Source organism: Janthinobacterium sp. JF4 (assembly GCF_059617925.1).
Genome location: NZ_JCAQAV010000008.1, coordinates 42,068 through 59,430 on the forward strand (window position 1 = coordinate 42,068; position 17,363 = coordinate 59,430).

Annotated in this window: 20 protein-coding genes; 10 read left to right on the forward strand and 10 right to left on the reverse strand. The window is 60.8% G+C overall.

The features are described from left to right. Positions 1 to 80: 80 nt before the first annotated feature. Genes AC54AF_RS09740 through AC54AF_RS09760 form a run of 5 tightly spaced genes read right to left on the reverse strand, consistent with a single transcriptional unit; the run spans position 81 to position 4,578 of the window. Positions 81 to 866: a competence/damage-inducible protein A gene (locus AC54AF_RS09740; protein ID WP_496636383.1), complete on the reverse strand. Its 786-nt coding sequence runs from the start codon at positions 864 to 866 to the stop codon at positions 81 to 83. A gap of 31 nt (positions 867 to 897) precedes the next feature. Further along, complete coding sequence (locus AC54AF_RS09745) at positions 898 to 1,716, reverse strand: EI24 domain-containing protein (RefSeq protein ID WP_496636384.1); 819 nt, start codon at positions 1,714 to 1,716, stop codon at positions 898 to 900. Beyond that, the gene (locus AC54AF_RS09750; RefSeq protein WP_496636385.1) at positions 1,716 to 2,756 is read right to left on the reverse strand and encodes a sterol desaturase family protein; all 1,041 of its coding nucleotides are present in this window, start codon (positions 2,754 to 2,756) and stop codon (positions 1,716 to 1,718) included. Before AC54AF_RS09750 ends, AC54AF_RS09745 begins: the two co-directional genes overlap by 1 nt. Beyond that, positions 2,753 to 3,595, reverse strand: a complete 843-nt coding sequence (locus AC54AF_RS09755) for a polysaccharide deacetylase family protein (protein ID WP_496636386.1) — start codon at positions 3,593 to 3,595, stop codon at positions 2,753 to 2,755. The genes AC54AF_RS09750 and AC54AF_RS09755 overlap by 4 nt, the downstream gene beginning before the upstream one ends. 11 nt (positions 3,596 to 3,606) lie before the next feature. After that, positions 3,607 to 4,578 carry a YVTN family beta-propeller repeat protein gene (locus AC54AF_RS09760; protein ID WP_496636387.1) on the reverse strand — a complete coding sequence of 324 codons (972 nt, stop codon included), beginning with the start codon at positions 4,576 to 4,578 and terminating at the stop codon, positions 3,607 to 3,609. A 197-nt stretch (positions 4,579 to 4,775) separates the two neighbouring features. Between AC54AF_RS09760 and AC54AF_RS09765 the strand changes: the two genes are divergently transcribed. The 3 genes from AC54AF_RS09765 to AC54AF_RS09775 all read left to right on the forward strand — a co-directional run bounded on the left by AC54AF_RS09765 (position 4,776) and on the right by AC54AF_RS09775 (position 6,105). Then, positions 4,776 to 5,132 carry an FKBP-type peptidyl-prolyl cis-trans isomerase gene (locus tag AC54AF_RS09765; RefSeq protein WP_034760263.1) on the forward strand — a complete coding sequence of 119 codons (357 nt, stop codon included), beginning with the start codon at positions 4,776 to 4,778 and terminating at the stop codon, positions 5,130 to 5,132. Between the two features lie 200 nt (positions 5,133 to 5,332). After that, the gene (locus tag AC54AF_RS09770) at positions 5,333 to 5,587 is read left to right on the forward strand and encodes an acyl-CoA-binding protein (protein ID WP_034782468.1); all 255 of its coding nucleotides are present in this window, start codon (positions 5,333 to 5,335) and stop codon (positions 5,585 to 5,587) included. 47 nt (positions 5,588 to 5,634) lie between these two features. Then, on the forward strand, positions 5,635 to 6,105 hold the full coding sequence (locus AC54AF_RS09775) for a GNAT family N-acetyltransferase (RefSeq protein WP_496636388.1): 471 nt from the start codon (positions 5,635 to 5,637) through the stop codon (positions 6,103 to 6,105). Between the two features lie 91 nt (positions 6,106 to 6,196). Here the strand turns inward: AC54AF_RS09775 and proX are convergent, their stop codons facing one another. The 4 genes from proX to AC54AF_RS09795 all read right to left on the reverse strand — a co-directional run bounded on the left by proX (position 6,197) and on the right by AC54AF_RS09795 (position 10,473). After that, a complete protein-coding gene (gene proX / locus AC54AF_RS09780; RefSeq protein ID WP_496636389.1) occupies positions 6,197 to 7,249 on the reverse strand; it encodes a glycine betaine/L-proline ABC transporter substrate-binding protein ProX in 1,053 nt (350 codons plus the stop codon). 9 nt (positions 7,250 to 7,258) lie between these two features. After that, on the reverse strand, positions 7,259 to 8,362 hold the full coding sequence (gene proW, locus AC54AF_RS09785; RefSeq protein ID WP_496636390.1) for a glycine betaine/L-proline ABC transporter permease ProW: 1,104 nt from the start codon (positions 8,360 to 8,362) through the stop codon (positions 7,259 to 7,261). After that, positions 8,359 to 9,591 (reverse strand): glycine betaine/L-proline ABC transporter ATP-binding protein ProV, encoded by a 1,233-nt coding sequence (proV, locus tag AC54AF_RS09790; RefSeq protein ID WP_465044862.1) that lies wholly within the window; start codon positions 9,589 to 9,591, stop codon positions 8,359 to 8,361. Before proV ends, proW begins: the two co-directional genes overlap by 4 nt. A 597-nt stretch (positions 9,592 to 10,188) precedes the next feature. Next, positions 10,189 to 10,473, reverse strand: coding sequence for a polyhydroxyalkanoic acid system family protein (locus tag AC54AF_RS09795; protein ID WP_131688836.1), 285 nt, complete (start codon positions 10,471 to 10,473; stop codon positions 10,189 to 10,191). 200 nt (positions 10,474 to 10,673) lie between these two features. Here AC54AF_RS09795 and AC54AF_RS09800 point away from each other — a divergent pair, with 200 nt between their 5' ends. From AC54AF_RS09800 to AC54AF_RS09815, 4 genes are all read left to right on the forward strand, one after another. Then, complete coding sequence (locus tag AC54AF_RS09800) at positions 10,674 to 12,071, forward strand: hypothetical protein (RefSeq protein WP_496636391.1); 1,398 nt, start codon at positions 10,674 to 10,676, stop codon at positions 12,069 to 12,071. 83 nt (positions 12,072 to 12,154) lie between these two features. Then, positions 12,155 to 12,442 carry a protealysin inhibitor emfourin gene (locus AC54AF_RS09805; RefSeq protein WP_131688838.1) on the forward strand — a complete coding sequence of 96 codons (288 nt, stop codon included), beginning with the start codon at positions 12,155 to 12,157 and terminating at the stop codon, positions 12,440 to 12,442. Between the two features lie 333 nt (positions 12,443 to 12,775). Next, the gene (gene fdxA / locus AC54AF_RS09810; protein WP_034782458.1) at positions 12,776 to 13,099 is read left to right on the forward strand and encodes a ferredoxin FdxA; all 324 of its coding nucleotides are present in this window, start codon (positions 12,776 to 12,778) and stop codon (positions 13,097 to 13,099) included. A 273-nt stretch (positions 13,100 to 13,372) separates the two neighbouring features. After that, complete coding sequence (locus AC54AF_RS09815; protein ID WP_496636392.1) at positions 13,373 to 14,593, forward strand: polyhydroxyalkanoate depolymerase; 1,221 nt, start codon at positions 13,373 to 13,375, stop codon at positions 14,591 to 14,593. A 247-nt stretch (positions 14,594 to 14,840) separates the two neighbouring features. Here AC54AF_RS09815 and AC54AF_RS09820 read toward each other — a convergent pair whose 3' ends face one another. Then, on the reverse strand, positions 14,841 to 15,581 hold the full coding sequence (locus AC54AF_RS09820; RefSeq protein WP_496636393.1) for a substrate-binding periplasmic protein: 741 nt from the start codon (positions 15,579 to 15,581) through the stop codon (positions 14,841 to 14,843). Positions 15,582 to 15,624: 43 nt separating this feature from the next. Between AC54AF_RS09820 and AC54AF_RS09825 the strand changes: the two genes are divergently transcribed. The 3 genes from AC54AF_RS09825 (at position 15,625) to nth (ending at position 17,323) form a co-directional block, all read left to right on the forward strand. Then, complete coding sequence (locus AC54AF_RS09825) at positions 15,625 to 15,780, forward strand: hypothetical protein (RefSeq protein ID WP_496636394.1); 156 nt, start codon at positions 15,625 to 15,627, stop codon at positions 15,778 to 15,780. Between the two features lie 167 nt (positions 15,781 to 15,947). Continuing rightward, positions 15,948 to 16,679, forward strand: a complete 732-nt coding sequence (rsxB, locus tag AC54AF_RS09830; protein WP_496636395.1) for an electron transport complex subunit RsxB — start codon at positions 15,948 to 15,950, stop codon at positions 16,677 to 16,679. Further along, positions 16,676 to 17,323 carry an endonuclease III gene (gene nth, locus AC54AF_RS09835; protein WP_131688842.1) on the forward strand — a complete coding sequence of 216 codons (648 nt, stop codon included), beginning with the start codon at positions 16,676 to 16,678 and terminating at the stop codon, positions 17,321 to 17,323. The genes rsxB and nth overlap by 4 nt, the downstream gene beginning before the upstream one ends. The last annotated feature ends 40 nt before the right edge of the window (positions 17,324 to 17,363 follow it).

Genomic DNA, 17,363 nt, shown 5'->3' on the forward strand with positions numbered 1-17,363 from the left:
TGGAACGTACGCTTGCGAACATAGATGTACGGCGGACTGGACGCCAGCGAAAAAGCCGCCGGCGCCGTGCTGGCAGCAGCTCAGATGGTGGTGTATTCCGCGTGCAGGCCATCGAGCGCGGCGCACATCTGCGCGAAGGCGGCCGCCGCCTGCGTGGGTTCGCCCTTGACGCCCAGTTCGATATGCCGGCGCGTCTGCGCATCACCCACGCTGGGCAGGCTGAACACCTTGATCAGCGGAAACTCTGCTTCCAGGCGCACCATCAGCGGCGTCAGCAGGGATTCGGCCGTTTCATACACGAGCAGGGCATGTTCCGCGTGCGGCACCTGGTTGAACAAATGGCTGTAATGCGTGTCGAGCACCCATTCGATCATGGGCCAGGACATGACGGGAAAGCCGGGCACGAAATAGTGTTCCTGCACGGCAAAGCCGGCAATCTTGTTGTACGGATTCGGAATCAGCTCGGCGCCTTCGACAAATTCCGCCATTTTCAGGCGGTGCAGGTTTTCCGGCGAGTTCAAATCGGCCGGCACACCCGCCTCGGCCCCCATTTCCGTGATGCGTTGCTGGATATTGAGCTTGCCCTGCGGATGCAGCACGAGCGGCAAGCCCAGCGCATCGGCCGCCGCCTGGCGCGTATGGTCGTCCGGCGTGGCGCCGATGCCGCCAAAGCTGAAGACGATGTCGCCGCTGGCAAAACTGCGCTTGAGCAAGGCGACCAGCCGGGCAGGTTCGTCGCCCACATATTCCGCCCAGCTCAGCTGCAAGCCACGCTGCTTGAGCATTTGCACCACTTTCGGGAAATGCTGGTCCGTGCGCTTGCCCGACAGGATTTCGTCGCCGATGATGATCAATCCGATAGCCATGGAACTTCCTCGTAGAATTCGATAAAAATGGTCAGGCGTCCGCCGGCGCCACGTCCGTCATGCCGCGCAGGCGCGCCAGGGCTTCCAGGCAGTAATACTGGAACCACAGCCCCGTAAAGATAAAGATCAGTACATACAGCCAGATGGCGAACGCCGCCAGAAAGGGGAAGAACACCACCGCCATCACGCCGCCCATCCACAGCAGGCCCGGCACGGCGCCGGCCGCGCCGGACACCATGCCGATGGCCAGCAAGGGCCAGCGTTGCGTGCGCATGATGGCGTGGCGCTCTTCCGCGCTGGCGTAGTCGGCCATGGCGTCATACGCCATCACGCGGTACGTCAGCCAGCCCCACAGCACGGCTTGCCCCGCCAATGCGGCCGGCGGAAACGCGTACAGGGGCAGCAGGATGACCCAGGCGACGATGAACAGCAAGAACGTGGCCAGGGACGTTCCCACGCTGCCGAGCAGGCTGCCGCCATGTTTCTTTTCCAGCTGAGGAAAGTGCCGCCCGCCCACATGGCGGCCGATGGCCGGCATGGCGAACAGGCCCATGAAGATCAGCGCCGTCAAGATCATCAGCGGCAGCAGCATGAACATGGCGATCAGCGGCACGATCACGGCTTTCAGCGTGCCCAGGCCGAAGGTGGCCAGCATCTGGCCGCTGGTGCGGAAGAAATCGTACTGCGTAAACAGCGCATGCAGGCTGTCGATCAGCGGCTGCAAGCCCACATACAGCAATCCACCCCACAGGATCAGCGACAGGATGAAGGGCGCCACACTCAGCAGCAATATCCTGCCATGCAATTGCGACAGGAAAGCGCGGCCATACGAATTCAACACATTACGCATCAACGGCGTCCTTTTCGTTTAACTCTTGCAAATTCCACCATACGGCGCAGGCCCAGCCATTGCTGCTGCCAGAAGCCGCGCCCATAGTGGCGTCCCGGCCGGCCCACGCCATGGCTGTCGATGCGGGCCAGCTGGTCGCGCACGCCCGTGCGCGCATAGCCCGCCGAGAAATTCGCGGTGCCCAGCAGCATATCCCAAATTGGCAAGACCACGCCGAAGTTGCAACCGCCCATGCTGCCCGTGCCTTTCGACTCGTGCCCCACGCCGATCGCATGATGCGTGCGGTGGAAACGGGGCGAGATCAACAGCCGCTCGCCGATGCGGCCGAAGTGTATCCTCACGTTCGCGTGCTGCAAGCTTTGCAGAATGCGCGAAATCGACACCAGCAGCACATATTGCCCAGGCGGCACGCCGATACCGAGCGCCACCAGGGCCATCACCACGTCGCGCAGGAAGTCATCGAGCAGGTGGTTGCGGTCATCGCTCCACAAATTCATGTTTTGCTGGCTGTGATGCAGGCTGTGCAAGCCCCACCACCAGCCGAAATGGTGCGAGGCCCGATGGTAGCAATAGTCGACGAAGTCCAGTATCACAAAATAAATGATAAAACTGAGCAAGGGACTGATTCCGGGCAACAGCGACTCCAGGTTCAAGGGATGAATATTGTCGAAACGCAAAGCACCCGCCAATGCATCCATCAGCGGATCGAGCGTGAAAAAGACCACGACAGAAAACAGGCCGACGCGGTGCAGCACGGTGTAGATAAAATCGTTCCAGCGGGCGCGCGGATCCGTCATCTTTTGCGCGGGAATCAAGGCTTCGAGCGGGCGCAGCACGAGAAACAGCAGCACCAGCTCGCACAGGCCGATCAGCAGCCACTCCGTGCCCTCGAACGCCTCTTCCGTGAATTCGCCAAAGCCCAGGTGATACACGAGCGGGTTGACCACGGTCTGAAACAGCCAGCCTTGCGCCACGCCAAAGGTCTCGACGATGACGTCGATGACGGCGGTGGCGAGGCCGAGGATGTCGGCGGCCATCATGGCTGGCCCTTCTTTTGCGCGTAGGCAGGATGCTCACGCAGGGTGGCAAAGCAGAAACCCTTGTCTTGCAAGCCAGAAATCAAGGCATTCAGGTTGGCCGGTGCCCACGGCTCCTTGCGCGACCAGATGCCCATGTGCGCAATGAAAATGTCGCCGCTGCGCAAGTTCGCCAGCGCTTTTTTCAGCAACATGGCGTTCGGATACTTGTCGCTGGGCAGCTCATCACCCGAGTAGCCCGCCGGCGCCCAGCCCGCATGCTGGTAGCCGCAGGCGCTGCCGGCGGCCAGGGTGCGCGGCGACGTGTAGCCGCCCGGCGCGCGCCAGAACGGGTCAAGCTTGTGCCCGGTCAACGCCTGGAAGCGCGTATCGACGCGGCGCAGTTCCGCGCAGAACTGTTGATCGGTGAAGGAGGCCAGCTTGCCGCCGTCCTTGCCGAACTGGGGCTTGACCTGGATCAAGCCGTTGGCCAGATCCTTCTTCCAGTACACGTGGTCAAACGTATGCGTGCCAAATGCATGGCCTTCGGCGACCCTGGCTTTCCAGTACGGCGCCCACGCGGCATCGAGCGAATAGTCGCCGCGCGTGGTCTTTTCATTGGCCAGGAAGAAGGTTGCCTTCACATGGCGTTGATTCAGCACGTCGGCGATCAGTTGCGCCTGCGACTGGCTACCTGTGTCGAACGTCATGTAGATGGTGCCCTTGCAGGCGGCCGGGGCTGAAGATGCGGCTGTTGCCGGTGCTGCTGGTGCCGGTGCGGCGGCATGCGCGGGCGACAACATGGCGCTGGCGCACAGCAGCATGGCGGACACGCGGCACGCGAAAGTGAAACGTTTCATCATCACACCCGCCATCACATGCGCGGCGAGTGGGTGGCGAAGTACACGCCGTGGGGCGAGCGGCCCACCGGTATCATCTTGATCACTTTGCGCGTGGTCAAGTCGATCACGGCCACTTTCTTGATCCAGCGCAGGGTTACCCACATGGTCTTGCCATCGGGCGTGATTTCCATACAGTCCGGGCCACCGGGCACATTGATGGTGCCCACGTTTTCCAGCGTCTTCTGGTCGATGATATTGATCGTGTTCGACACGCGGTTCGAGACAAACGTCATGCGGTTGTCACCGAGCGCGCGGAAATTATGCGTGCCGGCACCCGCCTTGATGCGCTTGACGGTCTTTTGCGTGCGCCAGTCGATCACTTCCACGTAGTCGCTGCCCATGATGCCCACCAGCAAATGCTTGCCATCGGGCGTCATCGTGATGCCGGCCGGCGCCGGGCCGACGGGCATGGTCCATTTCACCGTCTGCGTGGCCAGGTCGATGGCGCTGACCTGGTTGCTGCCCTGCTGGGTAATGAAGGCCATGCTGCTGTCGGCCGTGAACGCCATGTGGCTGGGCAGCTTTGGCAGCGGGATACGCTTGGCCAGGGTCAGGTTCTTGCCGTCGTAGCGGTACAGATCGATGCGGTCCAGGCGCAGCGAGTTCGAGATGAACCATTTCTGGTCCGGCGAAAAGCCGATCTGGTAAGGGTCAAGGATATTGCTGATGCGGCGCTGGATCTGGCCCGAGACGGGGTCGAGGAAAATCAGCTCGTTGCCCACGGAACTGGCGACGATCAGCGATTTTCCGTCCGGCGTTTCCATCAAATGGTGGGGTTCCTTGCCGACGGCAAAGGTGGACAGGGGAGCATACGTTTTCTGGTCCAGCAGTTGCACCGTAGCATCACGGGAATTGAGCACCACCACCACTTCGGCTTGCGCCGTCGATATTGCGGAAACCAGGCACAGCGAGGAAAAAACAAGGCGGCGTAGACTGCGGAACATGGAAGAAATCACTGTTAAATACAAAACATGCATTTTACGTGGAACACCGTATTTATTGTGTGAAATCCCCCCTTAAATGCTACCGGCAGCCACACATCGCCGTCATTTTCGTTTTTTACTTGCGCCGGGCCTGGAATGGCGCTTTGCAACTCATTGCTCTACAATCTGAAGCTTTCATCGCCTACACAAGGATTATCATGACCACCACCACTACCGCTTCCGGCCTGCAATACATCGATACCGTCGTTGGCGAAGGCGCTGAAGCGCAAGCCGGCAACAATGTTGTTGTGCATTACACGGGCTGGCTGCAAAACGACGACGGCAGCGCCGGCTCGAAATTTGACTCGAGCAAGGACCGCAACGACCCGTTCGAATTCCCGTTGGGCGCAGGCCGCGTCATCCAGGGCTGGGACGAAGGCGTGCAAGGCATGAAAGTGGGCGGCAAGCGCCAGCTGATCATCCCGGCAGCACTGGGCTATGGCGCACGCGGCGCCGGCGGCGTGATTCCACCGAACGCCACCCTGATTTTCGACGTCGAACTGCTGGGCGTATAAGCACAGACTCCGCAGCGCTCAAGCGATTGCGCCAGGCGCCGCCCCTGTTCACGCAGCGGCGGCGTTTTTGTTTTGAGTGTGTCCTCTAATGCACGGCGCGCTTTTTTCACTATGATGTCAGGCACTGCAGCACGCACGGTGGCCACTCCGCCGGGCCTGCCGCACTTTTTCAGCGATTCCATCAGCACACAGGAGCCATCATGAGTTTACAAGAGCAATTCGAACAAGCGCAGCTCGATTCCAAGACCCTGTCCGAGCGTCCGGACAATATGACCTTGTTGAAAATCTACGCCCTGTTCAAGCAAGCCTCGAGCGGCGACGCCACGGGCGAGCGTCCTGGCATGACCGACTTCGTCAACCGCGCCAAGTTCGACGCCTGGGCGGCCCTGGCCGGCACCTCGAAGGAAGAGGCGCAACAGCAATACATCGACCTGATCGAAGACTTGAAGGACTGATCGTCCCTCCCCTGCCCCGGCGCCTGCCGGGGCAGTATAATTTCTGCATGACACCATCACCAATTTCCAAGGTTTCGCTGGCCCATGCCGCCGACCTGTCCCGCTTGTTCGACGTCTGGCAGCTGTCCGTACGCGCCACCCACGATTTCCTTGCCGATAGCGATATCGCCTTCCTGACACCCTTCGTCCGCGATGAGCTGGCCAGGGTGGCGGCAGAACGCCTGCTGCACGTGCTGCGCGCCGATGACGGCGTCGCGTATGCCTTCCTGTGCGTCGAGCACGCCAAGATCGAGATGCTGTTCGTACATCCCGACCAGCGCGGCAGCGGCGCCGGCCGCGCCCTGGTCCAGCATGCGCTCGCGGCTCTGGGCGCCACGGCCGTCGACGTCAACGAACACAACACGCAGGCGCATGGTTTTTACCGCCACCTGGGTTTTAGCGTGGAAAGCCGCTCGGCACTCGATCCGTTCGGCAAGCCTTTCCCCATTTTGCACCTGAAACTGGCCAAACATGCCTAAAAACTCACCAAAAATCACCAAAACAGGCTGTTAACGCAAAAGTGGCTACCAAATCGGTAGCCACTCTTTCATGTTGAAACGGCGTTAAAACTTACTTCTTGGCCGCCGCCAGCGCTTGCGCGATCCAGCCGTCAAACTTTTGCTGGTGATACTTGATCCAGCCAGCCGTATGGCGCGCGATATCGGCTTGCGTGCTTTCGCCGCGGCGCATGCGCTCGTTCTGCGCATTGATGTCCGCCACCGGCAATTGCATCACCTCGAACAACTTGGCCGCGGCCGGATTTTTCTCCGCCCAGGCCTTGTTCGACACGATGCGCGCCGTGTTGACGGCAAAGCCATAATCGCTGCCATCGTCGAGGCGGGTATTCACCTTGTCCGGATTGGCCGAGAACGGCACTTTCAGCCAGATCACATCCTTGCCCGGCACCAGCACGCCACTGACCCAGTACGGCGTCCACGTGTAGTACAAAATGGATTCGCCGCGCTTATAGCGGCCCAGGGTGTCGGCGATCAGGGCCGCATAGCTGCCCTGCACGTGCGTCACCGTGTCACGCAACTTGTACGCATCCATGTGCTTCTCGATCAGCGCTTCGCAGCCCCAGCCCGGGTTGCAGCCCGTCAAGTCGGCCTTGCCATCACCATCGTGGTCGAACAGCTTGGCCAGGGTCGGGTCGCGCAACTGGTCGATATTCGTGATGTTGTACTTCTCTGCCGTCGCCTTATCGATCAGGTAACCTTGCGCGGCCGGACCCGCGTACTGGCCCGTGCGCAACAGCTTGGCATCGCCGCCCGCATTGTTATAGAAATCCTTGTGCATCGGGTCCCAATGCACGGCCATGAAAGTGGCGTCACCGTTGGCGATGGCGATATGCGCGGTCGGATATTCCACTTCCTTGATCGGCTGCACTTCATAGCCCAGCTTTTCCAGGGCCTTGTCGACCAGCATGGTCTGGAAGGTTTCTTCCGCGATCGAGCTTTGCAGCGGCTGCACCTTGCCGCCCTTGCCGGGCAGCGCATCGGCGGCCGGCGTCTGCGCCATGGCCAGGCTGGTGGTCAGGGCCATGGCAGCGATCGCCAGGGCGGAAAACAGCTGGAACTTGCGTTGCGATTTTTGCGTCACTTTAAAATTGTCAATTTGATGCATGTGTATCCTTTATTGTGCGTTGGCCAGCGTTGCTTGCTGTTCAACATTATTTTTCTCCGTCTTGCCGCGCACCAGGCGCAGCACGAAACCGGCTGGACCCGTCTGGTACCAGTGGCGCACGCCGCGGCGTGGCTGGCCCATCGCTTGCGTCAGGCGGTCCAGGGTAATGGCCAGCAGCACGATGCCCAGGCCACCCACGGTTGCCAAGCCCATGTCCAGACGGCCGATGCCGCGCAATACCATTTGCCCCAGGCCACCGACGGCGATCATCGAGGCGATCACGACCATCGACAGCGACAGCATCAGCGACTGGTTGATCCCGGCCATGATGGATGGCATGGCCAGCGGGAACTGCACGCGGGTCAGCAACTGCCACGGCGAGGCACCATACGCGCGGGCCGCCTCGATCAGGTCGGGACGCACCTGGCGGATACCGAGGTTGGTCAAACGCACCAGCGGCGGCAGGGCAAAGATGATCGTCACGATCACGCCTGGCGCATTACCGATACCAAACAGCATCACCACCGGCACCAGGTAAACAAAAGCGGGCGTCGTCTGCATGGCGTCGAGCAGGGGGCGCAGGATATTCTGCGCGCGGTCGCTGCTGGCAAGGAAAATGCCCAACGGCAAACCGATGGCCAGACAGAACGCCAGGGAAGTGAGCACCAGCGACAGGGTCGTCATGGCTTCCGGCCAGATGCCCAGCATCGACACCACCAGCAGCGCCAGCACGGTGCCGACGGCCAGGGTGCGGCTGGTAAATTGCCACGCCAGCAAGCCGATGATGGCGATCACCGTCAACGACGGGGCCGCCAGCAGCACGCCTTCCACGCCGTTCAGGGTGCTGTCGATCGGCGCGCGCACTGCCTGGAAGAAAGGACGGAAATGCGCGACGACCCAGCCCAGGCCCTGATTGATCCAGCTTTCCAGCGGCAGCGAGCCGTCGAAAATCTGTGTCAGGTGAAAGCCGCTCGCCTGTTCCGGCTGCACGGCAGGCGCGGCGGCGTCCAGCCACGCGGTGCTGGCGTCGGTCGGCGGCGTCAGCGCCCAGGGATTGATCTGGGCGGCCTGTTCAACAACAGGTTCTACTGTGGAAATGGTGCTGGGGTTCATGCTTGTCCTTTCTGTTGTTGTTCGGCAATGGCTGGCGTGTCGCGGTCGAGGAACTTCAGCAAGGTCGTCTTGCTGATGGCGCCGCGGAAGCTGCCGTCATTGGCCACCACAGGGACGGCGTAAGGCAGTTGCGCCACCTGGCCGAACAGGCCGGCGACTGGCTCATCTGCATTGATGGTCTGCACGTCGGGCAGATAGGCATGCGCCAGGCCCAGCGGTCCCACATGGCCGTCGAGCGCACTGCGCAGCGAATCGACCGAAACGACGCCGAGGAACTTGCGCTGCGGATTGACGACGTAGGCAAACGCGCGATCCTGCTCTTCCAGCATCGACAGCGCGGCGCGCGAGCCGCGGCTCGGCGACTCGGACACCACGATCTGGCTCTTGCGGGCAATATCGCTGGCCTTGAAGACGGCCGCAGCATCGACGCCGCGCACGAAGTTGCGCACGTAATCGTTGGCCGGTTTGCGCAGGATTTCTTCCGGCGTGCCCACTTGCACCACGTGGCCGTCTTTCATGATGGCGACGCGGTCGCCGATGCGCATGGCTTCGTCGAGGTCATGCGAAATAAAGACGATGGTGCGGCGCTTGATTTGCTGCAAGCGCAGCAGTTCCGATTGCATTTCTGTACGGATAATCGGATCGAGCGCGGAAAACGCTTCATCCATCAGCAGGATCGATGGATCGCAAGCCAGCGCGCGGGCCAGGCCCACACGCTGCTGCATGCCGCCCGACAATTCGTCAGGATAGCTGGCGCCGTAGCCATCCAGGCCCACCTGTTCCAGCGCTTGCTGGGCCAGCGCATGGCGTTCGGCTTTCGGCATGCCGGCCAGTTCCATGCCGAAGGCAGTGTTGTCGAGCACGGTAATTTGCGGCAGCAGCGCGAACGACTGAAACACCATGCTGATGTCCTTGCGGCGCAGGGCGCGCAGCTGGGCGTCCGGCAAGGTATTGATGTCGTTGCCGTCGATCAGGATGCGGCCGGCGGTCGGCTCGATCAGGCGGTTCAGCATGCGCACCAGGGTCGACTTGCCCGAACCGGACAGCCCCATGATGACGAAGATCTCGCCTGCTTCAATGGTAAAGGTGGCGTCGAAGACGCCGATGGTGCAGTCGGTCTTGGCCAGGATGTCCTGCTTGCTGGCGCCCTGACGGACGAGTTCAAGTGCTTCTTCTGGCTTGTCGCCGAACACTTTGAACACATGGTCGATAATGATTTGTTTTGCCACGATGTGGTTCTCCCTCGATTTGACGAATGGAATGAAACCCAGCAAGCTGCTAGCTTGCGGCGGGAATCAGCAAACCCTGTTGCGTCGGCTACGCCACGGCGCAAAAAAGCGCACGGGAGCGACAGGTAACAGGGGGTGACACGCGTGTGACCAGCGGATGGCCAAAGCCGATGCCGGGGTGCCGTGTGCGTGCTAAAAGAGGCTGTGGTTCAGGACTTTTAACAACGCTAGCGCCATGCAAATACATGGCACCAAATGTATTTGACCGAAAAAAATCGACCAAGCTACTTTTTAACTGGATGCGGGTGTAAAACCCGAAGAATTATTCACCACTCAGCGAGCGGAGAGTACTGCGAAGCAGAAGGTGAAACGCGGTGTAGCTGTTGTAAATATGACTCAAGTATAACGCAAAAAGCCACCAAAGTCCAATGGCTTTCCAAATAGAAATGTGCTAGCAATGTTCGCCAGCGCACAGTCCAATGCGAAACAAGGGGGTAAAGCGGCGAAAAGCAGCCTGTTTCCTGCCTCTTTTCGCCCTCCCGCCGCGGCGCCATCCCTACCACCAAACGAGGCGCCAGACAAGCGGGTGCAAGGCCGTCAAGCCGGCTCGGTAAACACCTTGCGCATCTTCTCGGCAATCTTGCCTTCGATCGTGGAAGCAAAGGCGCTGAGCATGAAGCCCAGCTTGATTTGCAGTTGCGCCTGCTCTTTGTCCAGGGTCAGCGACCCATCGACGCCGCTGCGCTCGAAACGCAGCACATCGCCATCCCACGCGCACGCCAGGTCATATTCCTGGGCCAGCTTGTCGGCCACTTGCTGCGCCGCTTCGCGCGCCTTTGCTGCTGTCAGCTTATGTTGCTGAACTATATTTATATCCGCCATCAAACGATCCTTTTATTATAAAAACGGGGGCCATACGGCCAGCATCATACCAGCCGCCATGTGGCGGGCACGGCGGCAGCCGGCGCCGGACGGCTAAAAAAGCCCGTCCGTCCCACGCATCGTTTGCGCCGGATCAAACCGGACGCGTCGAAGCGGGACGACTATTCCAGTTCCAGTTGCGCGTGTCTTGGAGAGCTACCATGGACCAGAAAGTCATCGTGCCGGTCGAAGCCGTGCTGACCAAATGCGTATCCCTGCCCGTCGGCTACGTCCCTACCCCGTCGGCGCCGTACCGCCAGCACCGCAAGAATGCGCAACTGACCTTGCAGCCGGGCCCGCCACGCGTGCTCGACCCCGTCACCCGCAAGCTCGAAGCCGTGCCGGTCGGCTCGCGCGTGCTGATCTGGAAGCAAGACCCTTCCGTGAGCGAACTGGGCACGCGCAAGACCTTCCTGGCCGGCCTGACCCTGCAAGGCCCGCGCGATGCGCGCATCACCTTTGGCGAGCCGGGCATCGCCCAGGTCAGCCCGAACGCCTTTGGCGACTTCATCGTCTCGCCCAACACCGACCAGTTCGACGCCGTGCACACATTTGCCATCGTACGCATGACGCTCACCATGTACCAGCGCGCGCTGGCCGGCAACGGCACGGCCTCGCCCCTGCCGTGGCAATGGAATAGCGCCAGCAATACGGCTCCGCTGCGCGTGTTCCCGCACGGCTTGCCCAATGTCATGAATGCCTATTACAGCCGCAGCGACAAGGCCCTCAAGTTCGGCGACTTCATTCCCAGCGGCGCCACCGAGCGCGTCTACACCTGCCGTTCGCTCGACATCGTCTCGCATGAAGCGGGACACGCCATCCTCGATGGCCTCAAGCCGAACTGGCTGCTCAACAATAACCCACCGCAGACGGGCGGCTTGCATGAATCGTTCGGCGACCTGACGGCCATCTTCCTGGCCCTGTCGCAGCTGGACCAGGTCGAAGCCGTGATCGCGCAAACCAAATCCGACCTGCACGATAAAACCTTCCTGGCCGACCTGGCGGAGCAGTTCGGCCTGGCGCTGGGCCGGCCGAACGGTTTGCGCAATGCCGACAATGACATCAAATTGTCGGAGGCGGGCACGGAAGTACACGCCATCTCGCAAGTGTTTACGGGCGCCATCTACGACATCCTGGCCGACATCTTTGCCCACGAACGCCAGCCTCAGCTGGAAGACGACGCGGCCGTGCTGCACCGTTGCGGCGACTACCTGCGCAGCCTGGTCTTGCGCGCCCTGGTGGCCGCTCCCGACCATGCAGCCACGTATGCCGACGTGGCCGGCCAGATGCTGGCCCTGGCGCAGGCCGACGGCTATACCGCCTACCTCGACTTTATCCGCAACAGCTTTACCGTGCGCGAAGTGCTCAAGGACAACGCCATGACGGAGGATGGACAAATGAGCTTTGCCGCAGGCATCGTCGATGACGAGGGGGCCGTGCAAGACAGGCGCGCCTGCTGCGGTACCATGAACCATGCGGAATACAGCGAATCGGATCAATTGCTGGAAGCGGAGCGCGAAGCGCTGGCGGCCTGGTGCCGCAGCTACGCCCCCCGATAAATGCCGTACGCCGCAGGCCAGTCAGCCGTCAGCCGCAGGCATGCCGCAGCATGTCCCCACCACTGTCCACCAGAAGGAGCAGCATGAAAATTTCAGCCCGCAGCAGCGGCGGCTTTGCCGGCCTGAGCGAACAGTACGACATCGATACGCAAGCCCATCCGGCCGGCCCCGGACTGGAGGCCACACTGGCCAGCAGCGGCTTTTTCACGCACCAGCAGGCGACGGGTGAACAGGTGGGCGCCGATATCCCCCAATGGCAGATCACCGTCGACGCGCCCACCGCGCGCCGCACCATCACATTTGCCGAGGATGGCAGTGCTGAAAATGCACGTTGGCAACAGTTACTGACACAAATACGCGCCAGCGCCTGATGGTCCCGGCACTTATTTTGTGCCGGTCTTGATTTGAGTAAAACAAAAACACCACACGGCAGGCCAGTCCACCGCCCACCCTGCACCCTGCTGCAGCGGGTGACTGTCGCTTTCTTGCCGCGTTCTGCACGCCAACGTCCCGGATAGTCGCTGAATTGCCCGCTCTGCGCGGCAACGGCACTGTCAAAAAATGAATTTGCTTATATGTATTGTATATAAGCGGGATTTGTGAGAAATAGCGAATTGCCTTAAAATACAATGCTTTGCTTTAGTATGCGCCGCCGAGTTTCCTGCAGGCGCTACAGCACCTCCCCCAAAATTGATAGGACTGTTATGACCCACGTTGTCACCGAATCCTGCATCGCCTGTCGCTATACCGACTGCGTTGATGTCTGCCCGGTAGATTGTTTCCGGGAAGGCCCGAACTTCCTGGCGATCGATCCGGACGAATGTATTGACTGCGCAGTCTGCGTGGCAGAGTGCCCGGTGAACGCGATTTTCGCGGAAGAAGACGTGCCGGGCGACCAGCAAGCCTTCATCAAGATCAACGTTGATCTGGCCCGCAACTGGCCTTCGATCACCAAGACGAAGGCTGCCTTGCCGGAAGCCGAGCAATTCAAGGACGTCAAGGACAAGCTCGACATGCTGGTGCGCTAAGCGCACGGCAATGCCGCAGCCGTTCTTGCGGGGAGATTCTTCTCCGCAGGGGCGTGGCGGCGAAAAGTCAGACAAAAAGCAGCGGAACGCTGCTTTTTTTACTTTTAAAGCATCGTTGCAGGTCTATCCACGCAAGTGTGGCGCGTTATCACACCGAAGCGCAAACTGTGGACCTATGCGCGGTAAAGCACATTTTGTCCTCAACAAATATCGTAGAATTGGATTATGATATTTGAGCCGATATTGGCGCTTGGAATTAAACAAGGACTCTATATGCTTTACCAACTGCACGAACTGCAACGCTCTTTCCTCACTCCGGTGATGCAATGGGCAGACATGTCCTCCAAGTTATTTACCAACCCGGTTTCCCCACTGGCCCACACCCCGTTTTCGCAACGCATCGCAGCCGGCTACGAGCTGATGTACCGCCTTGGCAAAGACTACGAAAAACCACAATTCGACATCCAATCCGTTCTCGTCCAAGGCGAGAGCGTCGACATCCGCGAACACGTTGTCGTGACAAAACCGTTTTGCCGCCTGATTCACTTCAAAAAAGAAGCCACTGGCTTGCAACAGCCCAAAGTTTTGCTGGTTGCCCCCCTGTCCGGTCACCACTCGACCCTGCTGCGCGATACCGTGCGCGGCTTGCTGGCCGAGCACGATGTCTATGTCACCGACTGGACGGACGCGCGCATGGTGCCGCTGACGGAAGGCCCATTCCACCTGGACGACTACATTTATTATGTGCAGGAATTCATCCGCCTGCTGGCGCCTGACTTGCATGTCATTTCCGTCTGTCAACCGACCGTGCCCGTGCTGGCTGCCATCTCGCTGATGGCGACGGCAAAAGATCCGCACATGCCGAAAACCATGACGATGATGGGCGGCCCGATCGACCCGCGCCGCTCGCCGACGCAAGTGAACAACCTGGCGACGGAAAAGAAATTCTCGTGGTTTGAAAACACCGTGATCTACGCGGTGCCGCCGAACTATCCGGGCTTTGGCCGCAAGGTGTATCCGGGCTTCCTGCAGCACGCCGGCTTCATCGCCATGAACCCGGGCCGCCACGCGCAAAGCCACCGCGAGTTCTACATGCACCTGGTAACGGGCGACGACGAGCCGGCGGAAGGCCATCGCCAGTTCTACAACGAGTACAACGCCGTGCTGGACATGCCGGCCGAGTACTACCTGGAAACCATTAAAACGGTTTTCCAGGAATTCAGCTTGCCGATGGGCACATGGAAAGTGGGCGGCCAGCTGGTGCGTCCGCAAGACATCACGAACGTGGCGCTGTTCACGGTAGAAGGCGAACTGGACGACATTTCCGGCGCCGGCCAGACGCAGGCGGCGCATGACTTGTGTTCCGGCATTCCTGCCGAAATGCAGCAAGACTTCGTGGCGCCGAAATGCGGCCACTACGGCATCTTCTCGGGCCGCCGCTGGCGCGAGATCATTTGCCCGAAAATCGGTGAATTCATCCAGAAACATTCCTGATCCGGATTGTTTCAAGCGACGCGGCACGCCAGCTTATTCTGGCGTGCCGCTTTTTCATGCGCGCCCGATTTTCACCGTCGGGCGCGTGCCGCCATCGATGCGCAGCTGCCCGCCGCAGGCGATGCTGCCCGGACCAGGCCGCACGCGGGCCGGCAAGTTATACGGTAGCAGGGCCGTGGCCTGTGCAATTGCCGCGCGCGCCCGTCACGATCACGGCATCGAGCGGGGCAACAGCGAGCGCGCCGTGTCAGGGACTGGCCGGGGCGGTCGCCAGACTCTGGTCGAGCCGCTTCCAGCAATCGCGCTCCAGCTTGGCCGTGTCGATATCGCGCGCCGCCTCGTTGAAGCGCTTTTGCCGCGCAGCACCTTCCGCGTCGCGCTGGAAGCACACATGCACGGGGCGCTCCTTGAAGACGGTATCGATGATGGCGATGCGCTCCCGCTCAGCCTTGCTGAAGTTGCGTCCCATCAGCAAATGCTGCAGGACATGGCGCTCGATGACGATCACGCGGTAACGCTTGATGAGCAGTTTACGCAGATTCGTCGCGTCGTTCAAGCCCTCTTCCGTCTTCAGCTCGCCGCGCGCCACCATGCCATCGAACTGTTCTCCATTCGAATAGCCGGCCACGGTGCCGATGCGCAGCTTGCCCAGGTCGGCCAGGCTGGCACCGGGCACGCCATCCTCCTTCAGGTAGGCCAGCACACCCTGCGTGCCGCCAACCGGAACAGAAAAGTGGCAGAGTTTTTCCCGTTCCGGCGTGCGCCACACGGCCAGCAGCCCGGCATAGCGGGAACTGGCCAGGCCAAACTGCATGGCACGCTTCCAGGGGAAATATTCATATCTGACCGCATAGCCGAGACGTTCGAAGACGGCGCTGACCATGGCACCCGACATGCCGTCGGCAGGCAGGCTGCGGGAAATGAAGGGCGGCCAGTCTTCCGCCGCAAAGCGTACGATGCGCGAGCTGGCAGCGCCCGGCGCCGCCATGGGAGAACCAGCCTGCCCGTACGCAAGGGCAAGTGCAGAGTACATGAACAAACAGAAGGGCAAACCAACTGTCCGGAGGAAACGCATGTTTGGCTCCTATGGCCTGGCGCACCTTGCAGTAGAGGCGCGGCAACAGCACTGGCGGTCGGCTTTTTTTGATAACGAGCTTGATAAAAATCATGCTCCCATAAAAAAATGAAATTGCAAAGTTGTTTATTTGCACTCTGACATTCCCATAGGAAATAAAATATGATTGCGGCGCGCCTGCAACAGGCCTGCCATGGCGCCCGCTATTCCCTCTCATGCGCCAGGTTTTTACTTGTGCGCGCCCAAGATGGCCGATAATGACGTTTTACCGTATTGAAGATGACCGTGCCGCATCCCGCCTCTCCCCCACTTGCTGACCAGATCGAAGACTTGCTGCCGCAAACGCAATGCACCAAATGCGGCTACAACGGTTGCCGCCCGTATGCGGAAGCGATTGCCGCCGGCAGCGCCGACATCAACCAGTGCCCACCAGGCGGCGCACAGGGCATCGTGCGCCTGGCTGGCTTGCTGGGCAAAAAAGTCATTCCGCTCAATCCCGTCAACGGCCTCGAACGTCCGCGATCTGTCGCCTATATCGACGAATCGCTGTGTATCGGCTGTACCCTGTGCATCCAGGCCTGCCCCGTTGACGCCATCGTCGGCGCGGCCAAGCAAATGCATACAGTGGTCAGCGATCTGTGCACGGGCTGCGACCTGTGCGTGGCGCCCTGCCCCGTCGACTGCATCGTCATGTACCCGGTCAGCGGCGACGCCACGGGCTGGGACGCCTGGAGCCAGATGGACGCGGACGACGCGCGCGCGCGCCACGATTTCCGCACGCAGCGCCTGCGCCGCGAAACCGAGGAAAACGAAGCGCGCCTGGCCGCCAAGGCCGTCGCCAAGATGCGCGAAGTAACGCAGGAAGTGCCCGTCACACAAGACGAACAGGCGGAAAAGGAACGCAAGCGCGCCATCATCGCCGCCGCCATGGAGCGCGCGCGCGCCAAGGCCGCCGCCACCAGCACGGATACTGCCCAGCCAGCCCCACCCGCCCCGAAAAAAGACGCATGAACGCCGCCAAACGCCTGGAAATCTTTACGCGCTTTCGCGCCGCCAACCCTTCCCCGAAAACGGAACTCGAATACACGACGCCGTTCGAGCTGCTGATCGCCGTGCTGCTGTCGGCGCAGGCGACGGACGTGTCCGTCAACAAGGCGACCCGCTTGCTGTATCCGGTCGCCAATACGCCGGCCAAGATGCTGGCGCTGGGCGTGGACGAGCTGGCCAGCTACATCCGCACCATCGGCCTGTTCCGCACCAAGGCGAAGAACGTCATCGCCACCTGCCAGATCCTGCTCGATCAGCACGGCGGCGAAGTACCGCGCGACCGCGCCTCGCTGGAAGCCTTGCCCGGCGTAGGCCGCAAAACGGCGAATGTGGTCATGAACACGGCGTTTGGCGAACCGACCATGGCAGTCGACACGCACATCTTCCGCGTCTCGAACCGCACCGGCATCGCGCCGGGCAAGAATGTCGATATCGTCGAGCAAAAACTGCTCAAATTCGTGCCCAAGGAATTCCTGCACGACGCGCACCACTGGCTCATCCTGCACGGCCGCTACACGTGCACGGCGCGCAAGCCGCAATGCTGGAACTGCATGATCGCCGACCTGTGCGATTACAAGGACAAGTCGCCGATGCCGGCCGTGGTGTAAAGCAACGGCCCGAGTGGGCCGATGTCGTTGTTGCGTAGGT

What these genes read in the sequence shown, in the direction of transcription:
- AC54AF_RS09740 (WP_496636383.1), bottom strand. Translation starts at nt 866, where the DNA reads ATGGCTATCGGATTGATCATCATCGGCGACGAAATCCTGTCGGGCAAG.
- AC54AF_RS09745 (WP_496636384.1), bottom strand. Translation starts at nt 1,716, where the DNA reads ATGCGTAATGTGTTGAATTCGTATGGCCGCGCTTTCCTGTCGCAATTG.
- AC54AF_RS09750 (WP_496636385.1), bottom strand. Translation starts at nt 2,756, where the DNA reads ATGATGGCCGCCGACATCCTCGGCCTCGCCACCGCCGTCATCGACGTC.
- AC54AF_RS09755 (WP_496636386.1), bottom strand. Translation starts at nt 3,595, where the DNA reads ATGATGAAACGTTTCACTTTCGCGTGCCGCGTGTCCGCCATGCTGCTG.
- AC54AF_RS09760 (WP_496636387.1), bottom strand. Translation starts at nt 4,578, where the DNA reads ATGTTCCGCAGTCTACGCCGCCTTGTTTTTTCCTCGCTGTGCCTGGTT.
- AC54AF_RS09765 (WP_034760263.1), top strand. Translation starts at nt 4,776, where the DNA reads ATGACCACCACCACTACCGCTTCCGGCCTGCAATACATCGATACCGTC.
- AC54AF_RS09770 (WP_034782468.1), top strand. Translation starts at nt 5,333, where the DNA reads ATGAGTTTACAAGAGCAATTCGAACAAGCGCAGCTCGATTCCAAGACC.
- AC54AF_RS09775 (WP_496636388.1), top strand. Translation starts at nt 5,635, where the DNA reads ATGACACCATCACCAATTTCCAAGGTTTCGCTGGCCCATGCCGCCGAC.
- proX (WP_496636389.1), bottom strand. Translation starts at nt 7,249, where the DNA reads ATGCATCAAATTGACAATTTTAAAGTGACGCAAAAATCGCAACGCAAG.
- proW (WP_496636390.1), bottom strand. Translation starts at nt 8,362, where the DNA reads ATGAACCCCAGCACCATTTCCACAGTAGAACCTGTTGTTGAACAGGCC.
- AC54AF_RS09795 (WP_131688836.1), bottom strand. Translation starts at nt 10,473, where the DNA reads ATGGCGGATATAAATATAGTTCAGCAACATAAGCTGACAGCAGCAAAG.
- AC54AF_RS09800 (WP_496636391.1), top strand. Translation starts at nt 10,674, where the DNA reads ATGGACCAGAAAGTCATCGTGCCGGTCGAAGCCGTGCTGACCAAATGC.
- AC54AF_RS09805 (WP_131688838.1), top strand. Translation starts at nt 12,155, where the DNA reads ATGAAAATTTCAGCCCGCAGCAGCGGCGGCTTTGCCGGCCTGAGCGAA.
- fdxA (WP_034782458.1), top strand. Translation starts at nt 12,776, where the DNA reads ATGACCCACGTTGTCACCGAATCCTGCATCGCCTGTCGCTATACCGAC.
- AC54AF_RS09815 (WP_496636392.1), top strand. Translation starts at nt 13,373, where the DNA reads ATGCTTTACCAACTGCACGAACTGCAACGCTCTTTCCTCACTCCGGTG.
- AC54AF_RS09820 (WP_496636393.1), bottom strand. Translation starts at nt 15,581, where the DNA reads ATGGCGGCGCCGGGCGCTGCCAGCTCGCGCATCGTACGCTTTGCGGCG.
- AC54AF_RS09825 (WP_496636394.1), top strand. Translation starts at nt 15,625, where the DNA reads ATGAACAAACAGAAGGGCAAACCAACTGTCCGGAGGAAACGCATGTTT.
- rsxB (WP_496636395.1), top strand. Translation starts at nt 15,948, where the DNA reads ATGACCGTGCCGCATCCCGCCTCTCCCCCACTTGCTGACCAGATCGAA.
- nth (WP_131688842.1), top strand. Translation starts at nt 16,676, where the DNA reads ATGAACGCCGCCAAACGCCTGGAAATCTTTACGCGCTTTCGCGCCGCC.